Raw genomic sequence first — 17,946 nt, 5'->3', positions numbered from 1 at the left:
AGTATGGGTAGAAGGTTACGGAGAAGCAATCGCTGGTGACACTGGCGGCGCAATTAAAGGTAACCGTATCGACGTTCTAGTTGGCTCTGATTCAGCTGCTAACAAATGGGGACGTAAATCCGTTAAAGTGAAAATTTTAAAATAACCAATGACTGCTAAAAATTCAGCCAGTTCTCATATATTGAGATCTGGCTTTTACTTTTTTATATAAACACAAATGAAAAAACATCCTTTTTTAACCCCATGCAAAGTAAAAACGAGCGCAAGTCTCCTAGCAGCGACTTATATGTTGGAAAACCAAAATGGATATATATATAATGACGATAAGGAGGCTATACCATGAACCCACATGCAAAAATAGACTGGATCGGCACACCGAAGCCATACATCTACAAAGATGATGTAACATACGACGGGGCTACAATTGATTTTTCACTTGAGCATGATGACAATCGCTATAAATTGATGGTGCTCAAGCACGATCAATCCGTTCAATATAAGTTTGTGCAATACGGCACAAAACCGGGATCACAAAAACCATTTCCAATTGATATACCCTTTCAAGAAGAAATGCTTCCGTTAGTAGAAAGAATTCTACAAGATCCATATGTACAAGCTTGTCGTATTTTGTAGAGAAGTCGATATATCAAAAAGACTACCTCTTTGTAAAGAGATAGTCTTTTCACATTTTAATGCGTTGGGCCAGATACTTCTTCTGTTTTCAATGTATTATTCGCACTGATTGAATGATACATTAGTTTCCCATCCGCATTTACTGTAACGATATGTTCATTGCTAAAGCTCTTAAACTTYACAGATCCATCACCRTARCGAATATKGTAYTCTTCATATGTCGTTACTTTATATTTCGTAKMACTTTGACGTTCAACATTACGGACTTCAAATTTTAATAAATCCTCAGTAATTCCTTTTTTCTTTAAATATTGCAGATAATCATGGTCTTCTTTATATGATTTTCCGCTCTTATCATAATTATTTTCAATTAAGCTAAAGTCATTTAAAGAAATAGCCCGTACATTGTCATAAATATGATTTCGAACGAAATCACCAACCGCAGTTTCAGATGTTTGTTTTGGGAATCTCAAATAATACGTGCTCTCCTCATCACCAATTTTTACGCTTTCGGTTTTCACAACACCAAAATCAGTTTGTTTCTCTAAATGAACTTCCACCGTCCCATCTGTTGGTACTGGTCCGAGCTTATAGCTTCCAGACTCTAGTTTCCCACGTTTTTTACCATTTACAAAGACATTAGCGCTATTTTCGTCAGAAGAGATTGTAACATATTTTCCTTCAAGTGGTAATTTCACATCCACTTTCCCTTCTTTTTCTCCAGCTAACTCAACTTCCTTTTCCGTTTCTAGTTCAGTAAGCTCTGCCTTCGCCTTTGCTTTTACAACATACGTCCCAGGGAAATAGGGTCCGATTTCTTTAGAAGATTTTCCGCTAGAAATATCCGCCGTTTTTTTATCATTTACATATACTTCTGCATTTTTTGCAGTTGTGCTGACCGTCATAAAATACGACTTAATGCTGAACTTATATTTTGGATATAAGAACCACTCTTTTCCATCTTCTACAATTTGTCCGTCCACAAAGCTTTCTTTGTTAACGAGCTTTGTATCTACCGTTTGCTTTTGTAAATAAGATAACAATTCTTTATTGTACGAAGGATTATCCTTTAAATAACGTAAATAAGATTTAATATCTTCTGTTTTAATTTTCAAGCCTGGGTCATCCGATTTTATAAGAGAATCAATTGTATTTATATCTTTTTTATTGAAAGCATCAATTAATGCATTGATTTGCTTTTCTTTCGAGAATTTATATGCTCCGAATTTATATGCTCCAAATAGTAAAGCAGCGAGTACGACGAATACAATGAGGAGTACAATATTTTTCTTGCTCTTCTTTGGTTGCATTTCCCTCTGTACATCTGCTCTCGAAGCCGCTACATTTTCTTCAATCACTTCTACTTTACTTCCGCATTCAGAACAAAAATTCAAGTAATCTGCGACTTGTTTTTTACATTTCCCACAAAACTTCACGATACTTCCCCCCCTACTTCCTTGCCAATTTCATTCCAGCGAAGGCAGCTGCATATGTCAGAATAAAACTACCGAGTATTAAATAGATCCAGCCGCTCTGCATAGAAAATACTGTTCCACCTACTCCAAATTCCTTTGTTAGCTTTCCTGCAATATTAATCTCAATTTTAGAAAGAAGATTCATTACAATCATCATAATTGTATAAGCACCGCTACATACAGCTAACGTTACATACATATTAGAGAATGGCACCCTCGCTAATTTTTGTCCCGCTCTAAACATAAAGAATACTGGGATCACAAGGAGCAACAAACCAAGGTGGAATTTACCATTTATCTCATCAAAACTTTCCATTACTGATGGCGGAGCACCTTCAGCAATTAAAATATCTTTTATTTTAACGCCACCAGCAGATACACCTGATATGAATGAAAGTTCTATCATACTTTTGTCACCTGTTGTCATCACTTTAGACATTTCCTTTTGTAACGCTGGAACCTTTATTTCTACTGGTGCAAAATGAGTCATACTCCATACATTTGGTGTGAGTTGCAATGCCATCATTGCGCGCGCTGAAATTGTCGGTGCTACATCTTCGAAAGGCTTTGCATTACTACCAGATAGTGCAATGAATGTCGTCACACAAAAAATAGCCGCTGTCAGCAAAAGACCTTTCACCATCGCTGCCATTCCATGATATAGCGATGCCCCGTATGGAAGTAGCTCCTGAAACGCATCTGCTATATTGTTTCGGCTTGTATACGCAATCAATCCAAATAAACTAAAGAAAGTTCCGTACATAAAACCACTTACTAAACTTTTCAACGAAGAGTATCCAACTGTTATCGTTCCTACTTCTGGGAATGTAGCTGATTGTGAGGCAATAAAACTGATTACAAATAAGAACAATCCATAAATAATACCGACTGTTGCCGCTAGTACGATTTGTTCTCCAATCGTCTTTGCAACACGTTGTTTCCCTATCCAAATCCCTACTCCACATAAAATAACAAATGGAATAATTAATAGTAAAAAGAATGGAGTATGCCAAGATAACGACATAACAATTCTGCCTTCATCTCCTGCTGAAAAACCAAGTAAATGATAGCTTAATAGTGTAGAGGTTGTACTCGCATAAAAATCAGGTAACATTGTTAATTCCCTAGCAAATTCATGGAATATCTTTTTCATTATCTCTGAAACCGCTAAACTTCCAAGCCATCCCGCAAGTAACATAAGAACGCTTGCAATTGCTCCACCAATTATCCCTGTCTTCAGACCACCTTTATGTAAGCCTAATTCAACTTTATGACCTTTTTCCATACTAGGTAACTTTACGATATGTTCTTTTTTCTTCACTGTAAATAAAGAATGTCCGCACTTTTGGCAATACAGGTTCTGCTCTGCATTTTCATTGCCACAACCACGGCAATATTTAGAGTTGTCTTGCTCAAGAACGACACTGTCTCCAGACACCATTGCCATACTTCCTTCATTTGGACAGTAGTTCACTTCTTCTCCATGTTGATTCCCACACATGCGACAGTACATTTCGTTCACTCCCCACCTTGCTTAATTCCACAAACTGGACAAAAAATGGAGCCTTTTGCAATGTGTTCATTACATGATACACACGTAACCTTTTCTACGTTGCTCTCTACAATTAGCATTGGATTTGGTTTTCCGCATGTCCCACAAAACTTATCACCAATTGATAAAGAGCCTCCACACTCACACGTTACTTTCTCTCCTTGTTGTTTTTGCAGTTCAACAATTCGTTTTTGTGCTTGATAAATTAAAACGTCAAATTCTTGAATCGGAGCAACTAATTGCTTTAATACTTCTTCCTTGACTCCAGTATCTCGAATCTGAACATATACCTGTTGGCCAAGCTCTAATAAAACTTCTGTCTTCTTATGAAGCTGCACTTGTATTTCCTTTTTTAATTGCGCAATCTCTTGTGCCACTTGCAACTTTATCTTTCCCTGTTCAATTCCTTCTTGTAGCTTATTCATACCGTTTCCTAATTTCGTCTGCAAATCTGACAAATCAAATTCCCTCCTAAACAAAAAAGTCACGTATTTAACTATATATATTACCATATTTTTCTATATTAAGTACGAGCAAATTCATTTTTTCTGTTTTCGCCTCTTTTTGTTTATAATGGTAAAGGAAATAAATCTTTTGTACGGAGGAAAACTATGCTGCAACATTCAATTACGAAAGATGAAATTATGATGATCGCGAATGAATTTGTTCAAGGACTCGATCCGCAGCAAGTAGCCGATCAAGAGCATGTTGCCACTGCTCGTCATTTATATCGCAGCGGTCTTGTCTACAACGTTGATTTTGATGGCTATACGTTATCAGGTACCGTAGATGCTGAAGGAAACGTGTATAGCGTTCATATTCCGATTCGTAATATCGCGGAAAGCTATTGTGATTGCTTCGCTCCGACGCAGTGCGAGCACATGCTCGCTGTTTTACTATCTGCTGCTTCTAGCTTCGGACAAGTGGGAGAAGTATTAACATTATTTAAAAATAAAACGAAACCATCACTCCCTCCGATTCGAACAGCACGACAAGTATTACAATCGTCTGCATTTGAAGAAACGGACTTTACAAGTTGGCACGCATATTTTGAATCTGAATATGACGCATTTAAAAAAGAACAAACACGACTCTCGTATAGACAAATGTATTTTCTTATGAGCATCTTTACAGACTTTTACATGAAATTAGAACGAAAAGCGCCGCGTGTCGTTGCTATACATGAATTGTTCAAATTACACGGCGCACTTTTTTGCTTTCAAAAGCTATTAGAAGAAATCCTTGACTTTGAGACAAACAAAACGTATTCCTATCACCAACCTATTAACGTTGTCCGGCTATTTGTCGATAAAGTTGAATCACTTGTACGTGACTTGAAATCAGAATCGATTCCTGCTGAATGCGAACCAATTTTGCAAGAAACAGCTCACCAAGTGCATGATATTTTCTTCTCTACCGATTCCTATACACAGGAGAGGTTCTTTATTTACCGGCATATATGGGGAGAGTTGCTAGCAGAAAAATCTTGGATACAAGAAGAAGAAAAACGAATTGATGCGAAGATGAATCCACTTTCGAAAGCACTCGCCTCTTCTCACCTCCTCTTTTTAAAAGAAGAGGATCATTTAGCTATGAACTTACTCGAAACACAACCAACTCAAGTTGTCGGTCTTTATTTCGACTGGCTCGAAGATTTACTGAGTACAATGCAATGGGAGCGCGCCAAGAATTGGCTGTCTTTCACATATAAACAAGTGAAGAAAACAATGAATGATCAGGCCGATCCCCTTTTTGTAAAAGATATCGTTCGTTTGTTTGTCATGATGTATGAAACATATGCAACACACACAAATGAACAAGCAGGTCTTGAAATGATTTTGCAAGAACTATTGCCATACAGCTTCACAAACTACGAGCAATATGTACTAGCAAAAAAACAATATCATGCATGGACAGAACTTCATCTCTTGTATGGATTTGAAGCAATTGAATTGCTAAAAGAACCACTGAAAGAAATTGAAAAAGAAGCACCAGAAGCAGCTCTTCCGCTCTATCATCTTGCAACGATGCAAGCAATTGAAGAACGGAATCGCAAGTCATACCGCCGTGCAGTCCGTTACTTAAAGAAATTGCGTATGCTCTATAAACGGCTCAAACGAACAGATGAATGGCACATTTTCATTGTCCAAATCGCTAACTTATATTCACGTCTAAGAGCACTACAGGAAGAACTGCGGAAAGGAAAGTTAATCGATGATCATACAAACTGAAGTAACAATTCGGCTCCAGCACGTAAGTCAAGGTTGGTTCCTTTGGGGAGAAGATGAAACCGGCAGTCTCTTACCTGCAAGAGATTGGAAACAACATGCCTTCACATGGCATTCAACGTCCTTCTATGGTACCTTCTTGAAAGAAGCTACATACGAAGGACGAAGCGGGATTATGCTAACAAGCGTTCAAGCATTTGAATATATCGCCAAGAAACCAATGAATTCATTTGCTAGGCTGCAAATGAATGATCCTATTACCGCACTTACGCCAAATGCAAAAGAACTATGGGATGCCTTTGTAACTGGAAGCTTTATACCTGATATGAAGCGCTGGTCCGATTATCCGTCATGGAAGGTTAGCAATGTTTCAGCTCAAGATGATACGCTAGCATCACTTTTCTCTCAGGCAGTTAATGAGAGTATTCTTCAAGATGCTCGCTCTAATGATGGCTGGGAAGATGCGAAGCGACTATATGAGCACTATGATTTTACGAAAAGACAGCTTGTAACAGCAATGCATGAAGAAGATTGGCTCCGGAAAATCGGCTACATCGAGGATGATCTTCCCTTCACAATTGGACTTCGTCTCCAAGAACCACACAATGATTTTGAACTGTGGAAACTTGAAACGATTATCACCACAAAACGCGGAGCACACCGGATATACGTCTATAATGACATCGATTCACTACCAAAAAGATGGCATAACTACGAAGAGCGTATTCAAGAAACGCAGGAAGGGTTCGGCAAGCTAGTTCCATGGCTTAAGGAAGATGATCACTTTCGAACTGAGCTCTATGAAACAGAAGCATGGAACTTCTTAACAGAGGCGAGTAACGAATTATTAGCAGCCGGCGTTGATATTTTACTACCTTCTTGGTGGCAAAACTTAAAAGCAACGAAACCAAAGTTACGCGTCCAATTGAAGCAAAGTACGAATCAAACACAATCCTTCTTCGGCATGAACACTCTCGTTGATTTTGACTGGCGCGTTTCCACAGATGGCATCGACCTATCAGAGAGTGAGTTTTTCGATCTTGTCGAACAAAACAAACGACTCTTCAATTTAAATGGACAATGGATGAGACTCGACCCTGCCTTTATTGAAGAAGTGAAAAAACTAATGAAACGTGCAGATAAATATGGCCTTGAAATGAAGGATGTTTTGCAGCAACACTTATCAAACTCTGCCGAAGCAGAAATTGTAGAAGAAGATAATCCATTTACAGACATTGAAATTGAGCTAGATGGCTATTACGAAGAGCTCTTCCAAAAATTATTGCATATCGGAGACATTCCAAAAGTTCCAATCCCATCTTCCTTGCAAGCCACACTTCGCCCATACCAAGAACACGGTGTAGAGTGGCTCTTATATTTACGAGAGCTCGGATTTGGAGCGTTGTTAGCGGATGATATGGGTCTTGGAAAAAGTATCCAAACCATTACTTACTTATTATATGTGAAAGAAAAAAGCCTCCAAACAGGTCCGGCACTAATCATAGCACCGACGTCTGTTCTTGGAAATTGGCAGAAGGAATTTGAACGCTTCGCGCCGCATTTACAGGTTCAATTACATTATGGAAGCAACCGTTCGAAAGGCGATTCATTTAAGGACTTTCTTCAGAGTACAGATGTCGTATTAACTTCTTATGCATTAGCACAACTTGATGAAGAAGAGTTAAACGTGCAGTGCTGGGATGCGATCATCCTGGATGAGGCGCAAAATATTAAAAACTCGCAAACGAAACAATCGAAAGCGGTTCGTAATTTACAAGCAAATCACAAAATCGCTTTAACAGGTACGCCGATGGAAAACCGGTTAGCAGAGCTATGGTCTATTTTCGACTTCTTGAACCACGGATATCTTGGTAGCCTAGGACAATTTCAGCGCCGCTTCGTAACACCCATTGAGAAAGATCGTGATGAAGCGAAAATTCAGCAAATACAAAGATTCATCTCACCGTTCTTACTGCGCCGGACAAAACAAGATCAAACAGTCGCATTAAACTTACCGGACAAACAAGAACAAAAAGAGTACTGTCCGCTAACAGGTGAGCAAGCATCACTATATGAACAACTCGTACAAGATACACTACAAAACATTGAAGGCTTAACAGGCATTGAAAGACGCGGTTTTATTTTAATGATGCTCAGTAAGCTAAAGCAAATTTGTAATCATCCCGCTCTTTACTTAAAAGAAGAAGCGCCGAAAGATATTGTACGGCGCTCCATGAAGACGCAAACATTAATGGATCTTATTGAAAATATAAAAGATCAAAATGAAAGCTGCTTAATTTTCACGCAATATATCGGAATGGGAAATATGTTACAGAAAATATTAGAAGAGAAATTCGGTCAGCGTGTTCTCTTCCTAAACGGTAGTGTACCGAAAATAGAACGTGATAAGATGATCGAACAGTTCCAAAATGGAACATACGACATCTTCATCCTCTCATTAAAAGCTGGCGGCACAGGTCTAAATTTAACTGCCGCAAACCACGTCATTCACTATGATCGCTGGTGGAATCCAGCTGTAGAAAATCAAGCGACAGACCGAGCATATCGCATCGGTCAAAAGCGATTTGTACACGTTCATAAACTCATTACAACAGGTACACTTGAAGAAAAAATTGATGAAATGCTAGAACGTAAACAATCACTGAGTAGCGCTATTATCACAAGTGATAGCTGGATGACAGAACTCTCCACAGACGAGTTGAAGGAATTACTTGGTGTATAAAATCCATTTTAATAATGAGATACTGTGTCGCATATTGTCGAGGCGTCGATATATTCACAAAAAAGGAGCTATCCCGAAGGGTTAGCTCCTTTTTCTATGCCAAAACCAATTGCTTATTATAATTCCTGTCAGTCCGCCCGACGTATCTAAAACTGAATCTTGCCACATCGGTGTACGGTCACCTGTAAACGATTGATGAATTTCATCGAATGTTGCATATCCAGCGACAATCAGAAGTGCGAATACGAAGGAACGCATTCTTGAACAACCAGAACGGTGCAATGCATAATACGAAAGCGCACCAAGAATCAAGAATACTGTGAAATGAGCTCCTTTACGAAGGAAAAACTCAACAAAACCACCAACGCCTTTATTTTCAATGCTAACCGGTGTTCCCCCGCCATAGTCAATCGATACACCGGAGAATTTTTCTTCTACAAATTGAGACGGAACATACTTCTCAATATCTGAACGCATATCCTGCTTCTTATACGGCTGTGCTGAAGAATAAAAAATAATCCCCATCCATAGTAAAACGGGAATCCAAACTAACCATTTACGATTCATCTATAGAAACTCCTCTCTTATTCTTCTAAGCGTACCAAAAAAAAGAAAAAATTTCACGCCAAAATATGACCGTCGCCTCCTATATATATGACGAAAAGGGGGTGAAAAAATGGCGATTGAAACGATTGTAACTGACTTAAGCTTGCGCCTTGTCCTAAACGGTGGCACAGACAAAAATGGGAAAACTATTTTGAAAAACAAACAGTTTAAACGAGTAAAACCAAACGCTGATGTAGCACAGGTCCATGAAGTGGGACGTGCCCTTGCTTCATTACAAGGATTAAAGCTTCATGCAGTTCAGCTTTTAAGTACATCTGACATCTCAAATCCGTAAAACTTTAGTGACAAGGAGGTAAATAACAATGACAGTACTCGAACTGATTTTCTTAAAAGAGGATGGAAAAACAGTCGTCTTCTCTATCGACAATCCGATTACACCTGTGAATGAACAAACCATAAGCCAAGTGATGGACACAATTCTCTCCTCTGCAATTTTCTTATCACTTAGTGGGAACACTCGTAAAAAAGGGGCACGCCTTGTTGAAAAGACAGTATCAGAAGTAACAGTTGCTCCTTAAACGCAAAAGACGAAGCTGCATCAATTTGCAGCTTCGTCTTTTTTCTTCGGCATCTCAATCGGAATAAAAATATGAGAGAATCCGACTGAAACATATTTATAGTTTTCTTTCCCAATTGTAAATTCCGTCTTATACGTCGAGAAGAAAATATAATCGCTTCGCTTTGTATAATGGTTAATCAACACGTCAACTTGTGGCTCTACATATTTCTTTGCTAACTTCTTACCAATTGTCGCAAGTTCACCAACAAGCCCATCTGGATCTTCTTTTTCAACCTCTGTTAATTTTTTACTAATATCATTGCGATTCATAAATTGCTTTGCTGCCCATTCTGTATATTCCTCTTTACTCGGGTTGCTGTTTGCTAAATATACGAAAAGAAGGACAACAAGTGCCATAATAATATACTTCCGTTTCATATTCTATCACCGCCTAACTGTTTCTATTTTCATATATATGTACAAGCGATGCAAATTAGAAAACTTACTGTTTATGAAAAAATAGAAGTGATATATAAACTTTACAAATATTTACAAATATTTAAAATTATTTTTATATTCTATCTATATACTAAAATATGTAAACAAATACTTTTAAGGAGGCTTTTCCTTTGGACGACCTAGTTAGTCATGATACTATCTCTAGTTCTACAATGATACTTGAGCCTTACGCCCATCCTTTTCACCGTACTAAAATAACAGAAAATGACGGGAATATTAAGTTTTCATCTAAAACRTCATTACAATTGGTACAGCTATCTTGCCTATTACATAACCATTCTACATATAAAGGAAGGCGAGATGCGATTCAAGAAAATTATTACTTTAAACAAAATATTCCAATCCCAATTGATCATCGTCATTATATTTGCGCCATTCCAACGAAATCTCCTGCATCTCCAGACTGTATTTGGGTTTTCTATAGTCATATAAACAAAATAGAAATTTATAATAATCGCAAGCAATCCAAACTTCATTTTTATAATGGTACAACCATAATTGTTGCCACTAGTTTTTATCAAATGCAACAACAATTTTTGAAAGCTGGATTCCTCTTGTGCCGCATGAACATGCAAGATTCACAACAATTTCGAGATATTTATAAAGTCATGCGCCTCCTAGACAAACCATTACTTCCTTGCTAGTACAAATTTGTTATAAAAAAAAATGGAAGACACAGAATATTCCTGCCTTCCATTTTTCTTTTTTCACTCTCTTATACTGCTGCGCATCTTCCCCAGCGCCTGCCGATATACCCATCTCACTTGATGATATGTCATCTCCATCTCTTCCGCAATTTCATGTATCTTCTTTCCTGCATAAAAACGTTCGTAAATAATATGTTTCTCTTTCTCATCTAACAAACTCATATAATCCTGAGTTTCTGACGACACTTCCGCTCCGCATACATTTTGTAACATTTCCTGTCCGGTGAATGTATGCCGCTTTTGAAATCGATTTTCTTTCTTTAATTTCTCTAGCAAATATCCACGTACTGTTACAAGTGCATAAGCTGAAAAAGTTCCTTTCTCCTCCTCATACTTTTCATATGCCATCCAAAGTCCAATTAAACCGCATTGATAGTACTCTTCATAATCCCGGTACAGATAAAGCTTTTTCATTTGATTTTTAATCATCTTTTCATACAACGTAACTGTTTCTGTAAAAGTAGCCGGTTTCATATTATACCTATTTCTAAAAGGTATACCTCTTTGTTATTCCGCGGTACCTTTACAATATAAGAAGATAAAGAGGATTTCATGGTGAGTTATTTGAAATTCTGCATAGGGAAATTTCAAATATCTGTAGAGGAAATTTGAAATACGAGGCCTAGTATTTCAAATACATACAAAAATAAAAAAAACGGCTCTATATGAGCCGTTTTTTACACATATCCCTATCCATTGAAACTTTGCATAAACTTTGCTAATGCGATAATCATTACACTTACAAACGCTACTTTAATAATAAAGAGAACGATAATTGGAACCGCAGCTTTTACTTTTCCTAACCCAGCTGTTATTTGTAATCCCATCCAGATTAAAACGATATTCCATAAATAGAATACCTCAACTATACTACCGATTGCATACCCCGTAGTACCTTGTTCAAATAATGGTGCCAAGCTTGTATACCCAGTTGCACCACTTCCAAGAATTAAATCTAAAAGAGAATTAATAAGTCCACCAATTACAAGCACAATATTCGCATATACAATAATGGCTAACAATTTTTTGTACGAAGTATCATTTCCAAAAAACATCATAAAGATTTTATAGACAGCTGCTACAATAAGAGTTCCAATTATTATCCCAATAAAACCTGAACCGATTGACTTACCAACTAAATATCCGATAGAGTCTTCTTGGCCTGTGCCAAATTTCTTCTGAATTTCCATCATCTCAGGCGATGATTGCGCCACATATGTAGATAATCCATTTACAAGTGCTTGTAACAACGCAACCAAAAAGAACATACCCCAAACCTTATCAGTCGCTTTCATTCTCTCAAACTGTAAGCCAGGAGATGTGATCATTCCTAGTAAAGATGGTTTTTCTCCACTAACCTTTTGCGAATTAACATTCGGTTCCATTCTAAAAAACCTCCTTGTATTTTTCTCACCCGTTCTAGTGGGCGGTTCACTTCCTCTTCCCCAGAGACTGTGAACCGCCCACTAGAACAATAGATATGTGTAGTAGAGAGACCCTCTCTACTACACTACCAATCTATTCATAGCGAAGTGCTTCAATTGGATCTAGTTTCGCTGCTTTATTCGCTGGAATTAATCCGAAAATAATACCGAGCGTCATCGAGAATAACACGCCGCCAACGACAACTTCCCATGAAACGAGCGGTGGCCATTTCGCAAATGTAGAAACAATATATGCACCACCATAACCAAGACCGATTCCAATCAATCCACCAAGAAGCGTTAACATAACAGCTTCAATTAAGAATTGCAGCAAGATTTTACTGCGCGTTGCTCCAAGTGCTTTACGTACTCCAATTTCACGTGTACGTTCTGTTACAGATACGAGCATAATGTTCATAACACCAATACCACCAACGACTAATGAAATACCAGCAATACCACCAATAATCATTGTCATAATGCCCGTCATTTTTGAAATACCTTCTTGAATTTCTTTTAAATTCATCACTTCGTATTTACCAGATGCATCACTTGGCTTACGACTATTTAATACGTCGGCAGCTTTTTTACCCGCTTTTTCTAAATCATCCACATTTTTCGCTTGAACAGAAATACTTTGAATCTCATCTTTTCCATATAATGTTGGCCATAATGTAATTGGAATTAAAGCTTCCGATGACCCCATTCCCATAAACTCATTATCTGATTTATAGACACCGATAATTTGCATCGGTTGTCCTTTCATCTCAATAATTTTTCCGACTGGACTTTCCTTTTTGAAGACCTTTTCTTCCATACTCTTACTGATCATCACGACGTTATTACCTTGCGCAATATCCGATTCCTGTAAGGATCGGCCTTTTAACACTTTCACTTTATTTACTGAGAAGTACTCACTATCTAATCCTGTAATACTCACCATCTCTTTTTTATCTTCAATATCGAGTGGCTCCATACTTGAATTGGTTGTAAGAACATGCGCAATCTCTGGAAGTTTTTTTATTTCAAAAATATCTTCCTCAGTTAACTTTGGTTGTTCCATCATTCCCATACCAAACTGATCATTTATATCCGCACTATAGTGAATTGGGATTACGTTATTACCAGATCCAACGAATTGCGACTTTAACGCTGCCTCCCCGCCCTGCCCAATCGCAACAACAGTAATAATGGAACCAACGCCGATAATAATCCCGAGCATTGTAAGTGCTGAGCGCAGTTTATGAGCTAGAATAGAAGATAGGGCAATTTTTATACTATCTAGTAAACTCATACCGCACACCTTCTATCTTCTGTGATTTTTCCATCTCGTAGCACGATTCGGCGCGAAGAATACGCCGCAACTTCCTCCTCATGCGTAACCATAACAATCGTTGTACCTTCTTCATTTAACTTTGTAAAAATATCCATAACCTGCTGTCCAGACTTTGTATCAAGAGCACCAGTTGGCTCATCGGCCATAATAAAAGTTGGATCATTTGCAATGGAACGCGCGATAGCAACACGCTGCTTTTGCCCACCTGAAAGTTCGCTTGGCAAGTGATGCACGCGGTCAGACAATCCGACTTTCCCAAGTGCTTCAAGAGCTCTCTGACGGCGCTCCGCTTTCTTCACGCCGCCATATATAAGCGGAAGTTCTACATTTTCTACCGCTGAAAGACGTGGCAATAAGTTAAAATGCTGGAATACAAAGCCGATATATTCATTGCGAATGAGAGCAAGCTTTGACTCGTCTGCTGTTAAGATATTCACATCGTTCAACATATATTCGCCTTCTGTTGGACGATCTAAACAACCGATAATATTCATGAGCGTCGATTTCCCTGATCCAGATGGTCCCATAATGGAAACAAACTCACCACTTTGAATCGTTAAACTAATGCCGTGTAAAATCGGTACCGCCAGTTTCCCTTGATAATATGTTTTATGAATATTGTTTAACGTAATCATTTTTCTTTCACTTCCATTCCGTCATATACATTGTCGGAAGGATTTTTAACCACCTTTTGCCCCACTGTTACGCCTTCAAGAACTTCTGTCCAGTCTCCATCAGTAGAACCTTTTTTCACATTTTGTTTACGAAGTTTCCCTTTTTCTTCCATATAAACAAATGGTTCACCATCTTTTTCTACAATGCTCTTACTAGGAACAGCAATCATTTTCTTGTTTTCTAGGTTTACTTGTAGAGATACATGATAGCCCGGGGATAAACCTTCTTGTCCATCTAAACTAGCTTTATATGTATACTGAGACATGTTTTGTGCTCCCTCACCCGCGCCAGCTGCTTGCGCCATTTCTGCACTTGTCGGGAACTCACTTACCTCTGTAATTTTACCTGTCCATTTCTTCTTACTATTTGCTTTTGCAGTTGCAGTAAATGGTTGATCTTTTTGAATTTGTGATTTTTGAAGTTCTGTTAATGTCCCTTGAATTTGGAATGAATCTTTAGAAGCGATTTGTAAAAATGATTTTCCTTGTCCACCCATTGCTTGCGCTGAACTTTGTGCTGCATCTTTATCTAACTTTTGCACAACACCAGCGAAATTACTATAAATTGTGAGTTCATCTTGTTTTTTCTTTAATTGTTGTGATTGTAATTGACCTTTTTCTTTCTCAAGGTCAATTGTTTTTTGCCCTATTTCTAATTCGCTTACTTGCTCTTCTAACGGATCTGTTACCTCTTTCCCAGCACCGCTATCTTTTGCTTTCTTAATCTGGTTCTTTAGTGAATCTATTTTCTTTTTCCCTTGATCATAGCGCATACTTGCCATTTTTTGATCAAGCTCAGCTTGTTTCATTTGTAAATTGATTTCTTCATTATCATAAGAGAATAATTTCGCGCCCTTTTCTACTTCCTGTCCTTCTTTCACCGCAATATCCTTCACTTTTCCTTTTGTCGGATCTGCGTAGAAGCTCTCAATATTTCCAGGCTTTACTTGTCCGGAAATCAATTTCGTATTATTCAATGTACGTTCTGTTACTTTCTCAAAGCTAACAGCGTCTCCCTGTGTCGCGCCTTTTTTCTTTCCTTGCATGATAAAAATATTGACGGCTGCAACGACGACAATTAATGCAATAACCCCAATGATAATCCATTTCTTCTTTTTGTTTGGAGTACGAACCGTATTTGGTAACATATTCTCGCTCCTTTTATATCTTTATATAGTGTTTCTTCAATTATGTAAGACTTTCAGAAAACGATACTCGCATCTCTTAAATTATTACGCTTTCTTTACAAAGTTTTACACTATCCTTTATATTGTAACAAAAATACCAATGTTTAGAAATATGACACTTTATCTTTTAAGCAATTTTTAAGAAACCTAAAAGCCATATGAAAAGACTAAAAAAAAACGCCTTACATAAGGCGGTTTGGACGTTTCCTCCAAGTACTCAATTTCGCTTGATCCAAATCATGCTCAAATGGAAGAGTTGTCACATCTTTTCTCATCTCACGCGGAATATTCTTTTCTACCGTTTGAAACGCTTCATATTCGTCAGCTTGCATTGCCCTTTGAACAATGCCTTCTGGGTTATCACCTTGCTTGTCTAACATCCAGCCATTTTCACTATTTAACTGCTTGCGAAATTCCTCTTTGGCATCTTCATCTGGAAACATACTTCCGTTTACTTTCAAATATGTTTCAATTCTCATCGGAAGCCACTCTACTTCATAATCTTCTACTAAACAAATCGCAATCCCTATCGGCGTACTACGAACGACAAAATCAAATGTACAATCTTGCTGTGTGACTGTTGCGGAACAGAATAAAAACGTTTCTACTTCTGATACAAAGATTCCCACTTTTCAGCATCTCCTTCATACATATAATTTGTCTTGCTAACTCCTACTAAATTTTAACATTTATTTTTGAAGATATTGTAAAATAAATGTTAATTTTCTATATATAATGTACTTTCACTCTACCCCTTCACTCATTCTTAATAGATATCGCATATAATCTATTAATTTATAACCATCATACTGTATGTACTAGAAATAACATTATGTAATAAGTGCATCCGAAAACGAGTGCCTTTTTGATAAACTGTTACTAAGTTTCAAAAACTACACCTTATCTCTTTCATTTTATATAAATCTATACTGATAAGATGTACATAAAAGGAGCTGCCCAAAAGTAGTACTTTTGGACAGCTCCCTTAAATAAACGATTATGCTATTTTGCTCTCAGGACCTTTTCTCTCATGACCAAATTGAACGATAAATAAGAATACAGTAGATAAAATACCGCCGGCTAATAATAGAATGAAACAGCCGTCCCAACCAGAGCGATCAACGATAACACCAATCGCTGCGTTTGCAACAAGGCTTCCTCCTAAATAACCGAACAAGCCGCACATACCAACTGTTGTACCTACTGCGAATTTTGGTACTAATTCCATTGCACTTAAACCAATTAAAAATTGTGGTACGTAGATTAAGCAACCAATAATCGAAACTGCCGCACTCACAACAAGTATATTCGATGCTTGCCAGTATACTAGCGTTCCGATAACAACACCAACCATACTAAACACACATAGTGGCATACGTTTTCCTTTAAATAACTTATCACTTAACAGACCTACGATTAATGAACTTGGAATTGCCATTGCTTCAAAAATTGAATATGCTGCATGCGCTTCTGTTTTTGTAAATCCTTTAACCGTTGTTAAATAAATCGGTACCCAGTTAATAACACCGAAACGAATTAAATATACAAATGCGTTCGCAATACATAAATACCAAATAAATTTGTTTTTCACTACATATTTCATCAGAATTTCTTTTGGTGACATTTCGTTAGCATTGTCTGCCTTCTCAAGACCTTCATAGTCATTACGATATTCTTCAATTGGTGGAAGACCGACAGATTCTGGTGTATCCTTTGCATTCACCCACATAAGAACTGAAATGACCATTGCAATGATCGCTGGGAAGATAAACACGCCAGCTTGCCAATGACTTTCACCGAAAATACCAATACCAATTCCAACAAGTGGTGCTACAAGCATCGCACCAACATTATGTGAAATATTCCAAAGTCCTGTTTTTGTACCGCGCTCTTTCTTCGAGAACCACTTTGTCATTACGGTACTACAAGGCGGTGCCCCCATCCCTTGGAAAATATTATTGAAAACTAATAATGTTAAAATCATGCCAAATGAATTTGCAAAACCAAAACAAATATTTATAATTGCCGATAAGAATAAACCAACCGCAATAAACCGCTGAGCATACGCTTTATCTGATAAATTTCCCATAAAGAACTTACTTAGTCCATACACAATCGCCGTAACGGAACCTAATAAACCATATTCCGTTGCACTAAAACCATATTCTTTCATTAAGTACGTACTAGATAACGTAAAGTTACTACGAACTAAATAATACGCTGCATACCCAACCGAAATTCCCAGTAACACGCGAATACGCAAGAGTTTGTATACTTTATCAATCATATCTGCTGGTAAGCGCTCTATTATTGGCGCTGGCTTAAGCCATTTAAACATATCA

The 17,946-nt window shown here is 37.6% G+C and carries 19 protein-coding genes; 7 read left to right on the top strand and 12 right to left on the bottom strand.

The genetic code is table 11. The annotated features are described in order from the left end of the window. Both AC1DIT_RS03790 and AC1DIT_RS03785 read left to right on the top strand, forming a co-directional pair. Positions 1-145: 3D domain-containing protein (locus AC1DIT_RS03790; RefSeq protein ID WP_476998066.1), on the top strand; the 145-nt coding region annotated here is incomplete at its 5' end. A gap of 194 nt (positions 146-339) precedes the next feature. Then, entirely contained in the window at positions 340-633 is a 294-nt protein-coding gene (locus tag AC1DIT_RS03785) for a DUF3910 family protein (protein WP_016112586.1), read from the top strand. A 56-nt stretch (positions 634-689) separates the two neighbouring features. On the opposite strand, the gene AC1DIT_RS03780 is transcribed toward AC1DIT_RS03785, so the two are convergent. Genes AC1DIT_RS03780 through AC1DIT_RS03770 form a run of 3 tightly spaced genes read right to left on the bottom strand, consistent with a single transcriptional unit; the run spans position 690 to position 4,118 of the window. After that, entirely contained in the window at positions 690-2,069 is a 1,380-nt protein-coding gene (locus AC1DIT_RS03780) for a zinc ribbon domain-containing protein (RefSeq protein WP_476998065.1), read from the bottom strand. Between the two features lie 13 nt (positions 2,070-2,082). After that, the gene (locus AC1DIT_RS03775) at positions 2,083-3,621 is read right to left on the bottom strand and encodes a zinc ribbon domain-containing protein (RefSeq protein ID WP_016112588.1); all 1,539 of its coding nucleotides are present in this window, start codon (positions 3,619-3,621) and stop codon (positions 2,083-2,085) included. 5 nt (positions 3,622-3,626) lie between these two features. Continuing rightward, positions 3,627-4,118, bottom strand: a complete 492-nt coding sequence (locus AC1DIT_RS03770; RefSeq protein WP_016112589.1) for a zinc ribbon domain-containing protein — start codon at positions 4,116-4,118, stop codon at positions 3,627-3,629. Between the two features lie 153 nt (positions 4,119-4,271). Here AC1DIT_RS03770 and AC1DIT_RS03765 point away from each other — a divergent pair, with 153 nt between their 5' ends. Continuing rightward, the gene (locus AC1DIT_RS03765; protein ID WP_016112590.1) at positions 4,272-5,891 is read left to right on the top strand and encodes an SWIM zinc finger family protein; all 1,620 of its coding nucleotides are present in this window, start codon (positions 4,272-4,274) and stop codon (positions 5,889-5,891) included. Continuing rightward, positions 5,875-8,631 (top strand): DEAD/DEAH box helicase, encoded by a 2,757-nt coding sequence (locus tag AC1DIT_RS03760; protein ID WP_016112591.1) that lies wholly within the window; start codon positions 5,875-5,877, stop codon positions 8,629-8,631. The genes AC1DIT_RS03765 and AC1DIT_RS03760 overlap by 17 nt, the downstream gene beginning before the upstream one ends. Before the next feature lie 81 nt (positions 8,632-8,712). On the opposite strand, the gene AC1DIT_RS03755 is transcribed toward AC1DIT_RS03760, so the two are convergent. Then, the gene (locus AC1DIT_RS03755) at positions 8,713-9,198 is read right to left on the bottom strand and encodes a VanZ family protein (RefSeq protein WP_003203138.1); all 486 of its coding nucleotides are present in this window, start codon (positions 9,196-9,198) and stop codon (positions 8,713-8,715) included. Between the two features lie 109 nt (positions 9,199-9,307). On the opposite strand from AC1DIT_RS03755, the gene AC1DIT_RS03750 reads away from it, so the two are divergent. Both AC1DIT_RS03750 and AC1DIT_RS03745 read left to right on the top strand, forming a co-directional pair. Next, complete coding sequence (locus AC1DIT_RS03750) at positions 9,308-9,532, top strand: DUF1659 domain-containing protein (RefSeq protein ID WP_003203136.1); 225 nt, start codon at positions 9,308-9,310, stop codon at positions 9,530-9,532. A gap of 28 nt (positions 9,533-9,560) precedes the next feature. Continuing rightward, on the top strand, positions 9,561-9,776 hold the full coding sequence (locus AC1DIT_RS03745; protein WP_003203134.1) for a DUF2922 domain-containing protein: 216 nt from the start codon (positions 9,561-9,563) through the stop codon (positions 9,774-9,776). Positions 9,777-9,796: 20 nt separating this feature from the next. Here AC1DIT_RS03745 and AC1DIT_RS03740 read toward each other — a convergent pair whose 3' ends face one another. Beyond that, complete coding sequence (locus AC1DIT_RS03740; RefSeq protein WP_016112592.1) at positions 9,797-10,195, bottom strand: DUF4359 domain-containing protein; 399 nt, start codon at positions 10,193-10,195, stop codon at positions 9,797-9,799. Between the two features lie 233 nt (positions 10,196-10,428). On the opposite strand from AC1DIT_RS03740, the gene AC1DIT_RS03735 reads away from it, so the two are divergent. Beyond that, complete coding sequence (locus AC1DIT_RS03735) at positions 10,429-10,920, top strand: competence protein ComK (protein WP_003209016.1); 492 nt, start codon at positions 10,429-10,431, stop codon at positions 10,918-10,920. A 63-nt stretch (positions 10,921-10,983) separates the two neighbouring features. On the opposite strand, the gene AC1DIT_RS03730 is transcribed toward AC1DIT_RS03735, so the two are convergent. The 7 genes from AC1DIT_RS03730 to pgtP form a co-directional block, all read right to left on the bottom strand. Further along, the gene (locus tag AC1DIT_RS03730; RefSeq protein WP_016112594.1) at positions 10,984-11,457 is read right to left on the bottom strand and encodes a sigma-70 family RNA polymerase sigma factor; all 474 of its coding nucleotides are present in this window, start codon (positions 11,455-11,457) and stop codon (positions 10,984-10,986) included. Between the two features lie 215 nt (positions 11,458-11,672). After that, positions 11,673-12,368 (bottom strand): YknW family membrane protein, encoded by a 696-nt coding sequence (gene yknW / locus AC1DIT_RS03725; RefSeq protein ID WP_016112595.1) that lies wholly within the window; start codon positions 12,366-12,368, stop codon positions 11,673-11,675. Between the two features lie 133 nt (positions 12,369-12,501). Then, the gene (locus AC1DIT_RS03720; protein ID WP_016112596.1) at positions 12,502-13,701 is read right to left on the bottom strand and encodes an ABC transporter permease; all 1,200 of its coding nucleotides are present in this window, start codon (positions 13,699-13,701) and stop codon (positions 12,502-12,504) included. Next, positions 13,698-14,378, bottom strand: a complete 681-nt coding sequence (locus AC1DIT_RS03715; protein WP_016112597.1) for an ABC transporter ATP-binding protein — start codon at positions 14,376-14,378, stop codon at positions 13,698-13,700. Before AC1DIT_RS03715 ends, AC1DIT_RS03720 begins: the two co-directional genes overlap by 4 nt. Next, complete coding sequence (locus AC1DIT_RS03710; protein WP_016131114.1) at positions 14,375-15,565, bottom strand: efflux RND transporter periplasmic adaptor subunit; 1,191 nt, start codon at positions 15,563-15,565, stop codon at positions 14,375-14,377. The genes AC1DIT_RS03715 and AC1DIT_RS03710 overlap by 4 nt, the downstream gene beginning before the upstream one ends. Positions 15,566-15,786: 221 nt before the next feature. Further along, positions 15,787-16,233 (bottom strand): hypothetical protein, encoded by a 447-nt coding sequence (locus AC1DIT_RS03705; RefSeq protein ID WP_016112599.1) that lies wholly within the window; start codon positions 16,231-16,233, stop codon positions 15,787-15,789. A gap of 368 nt (positions 16,234-16,601) precedes the next feature. After that, positions 16,602-17,942 (bottom strand): MFS transporter, encoded by a 1,341-nt coding sequence (pgtP, locus tag AC1DIT_RS03700; RefSeq protein WP_016112600.1) that lies wholly within the window; start codon positions 17,940-17,942, stop codon positions 16,602-16,604. Positions 17,943-17,946 lie beyond the last annotated feature (4 nt).

It is taken from the genome of Bacillus sp. 05T22 (assembly GCF_056396765.1).
This window is presented reverse-complemented; position numbering and strand designations above follow the sequence as displayed.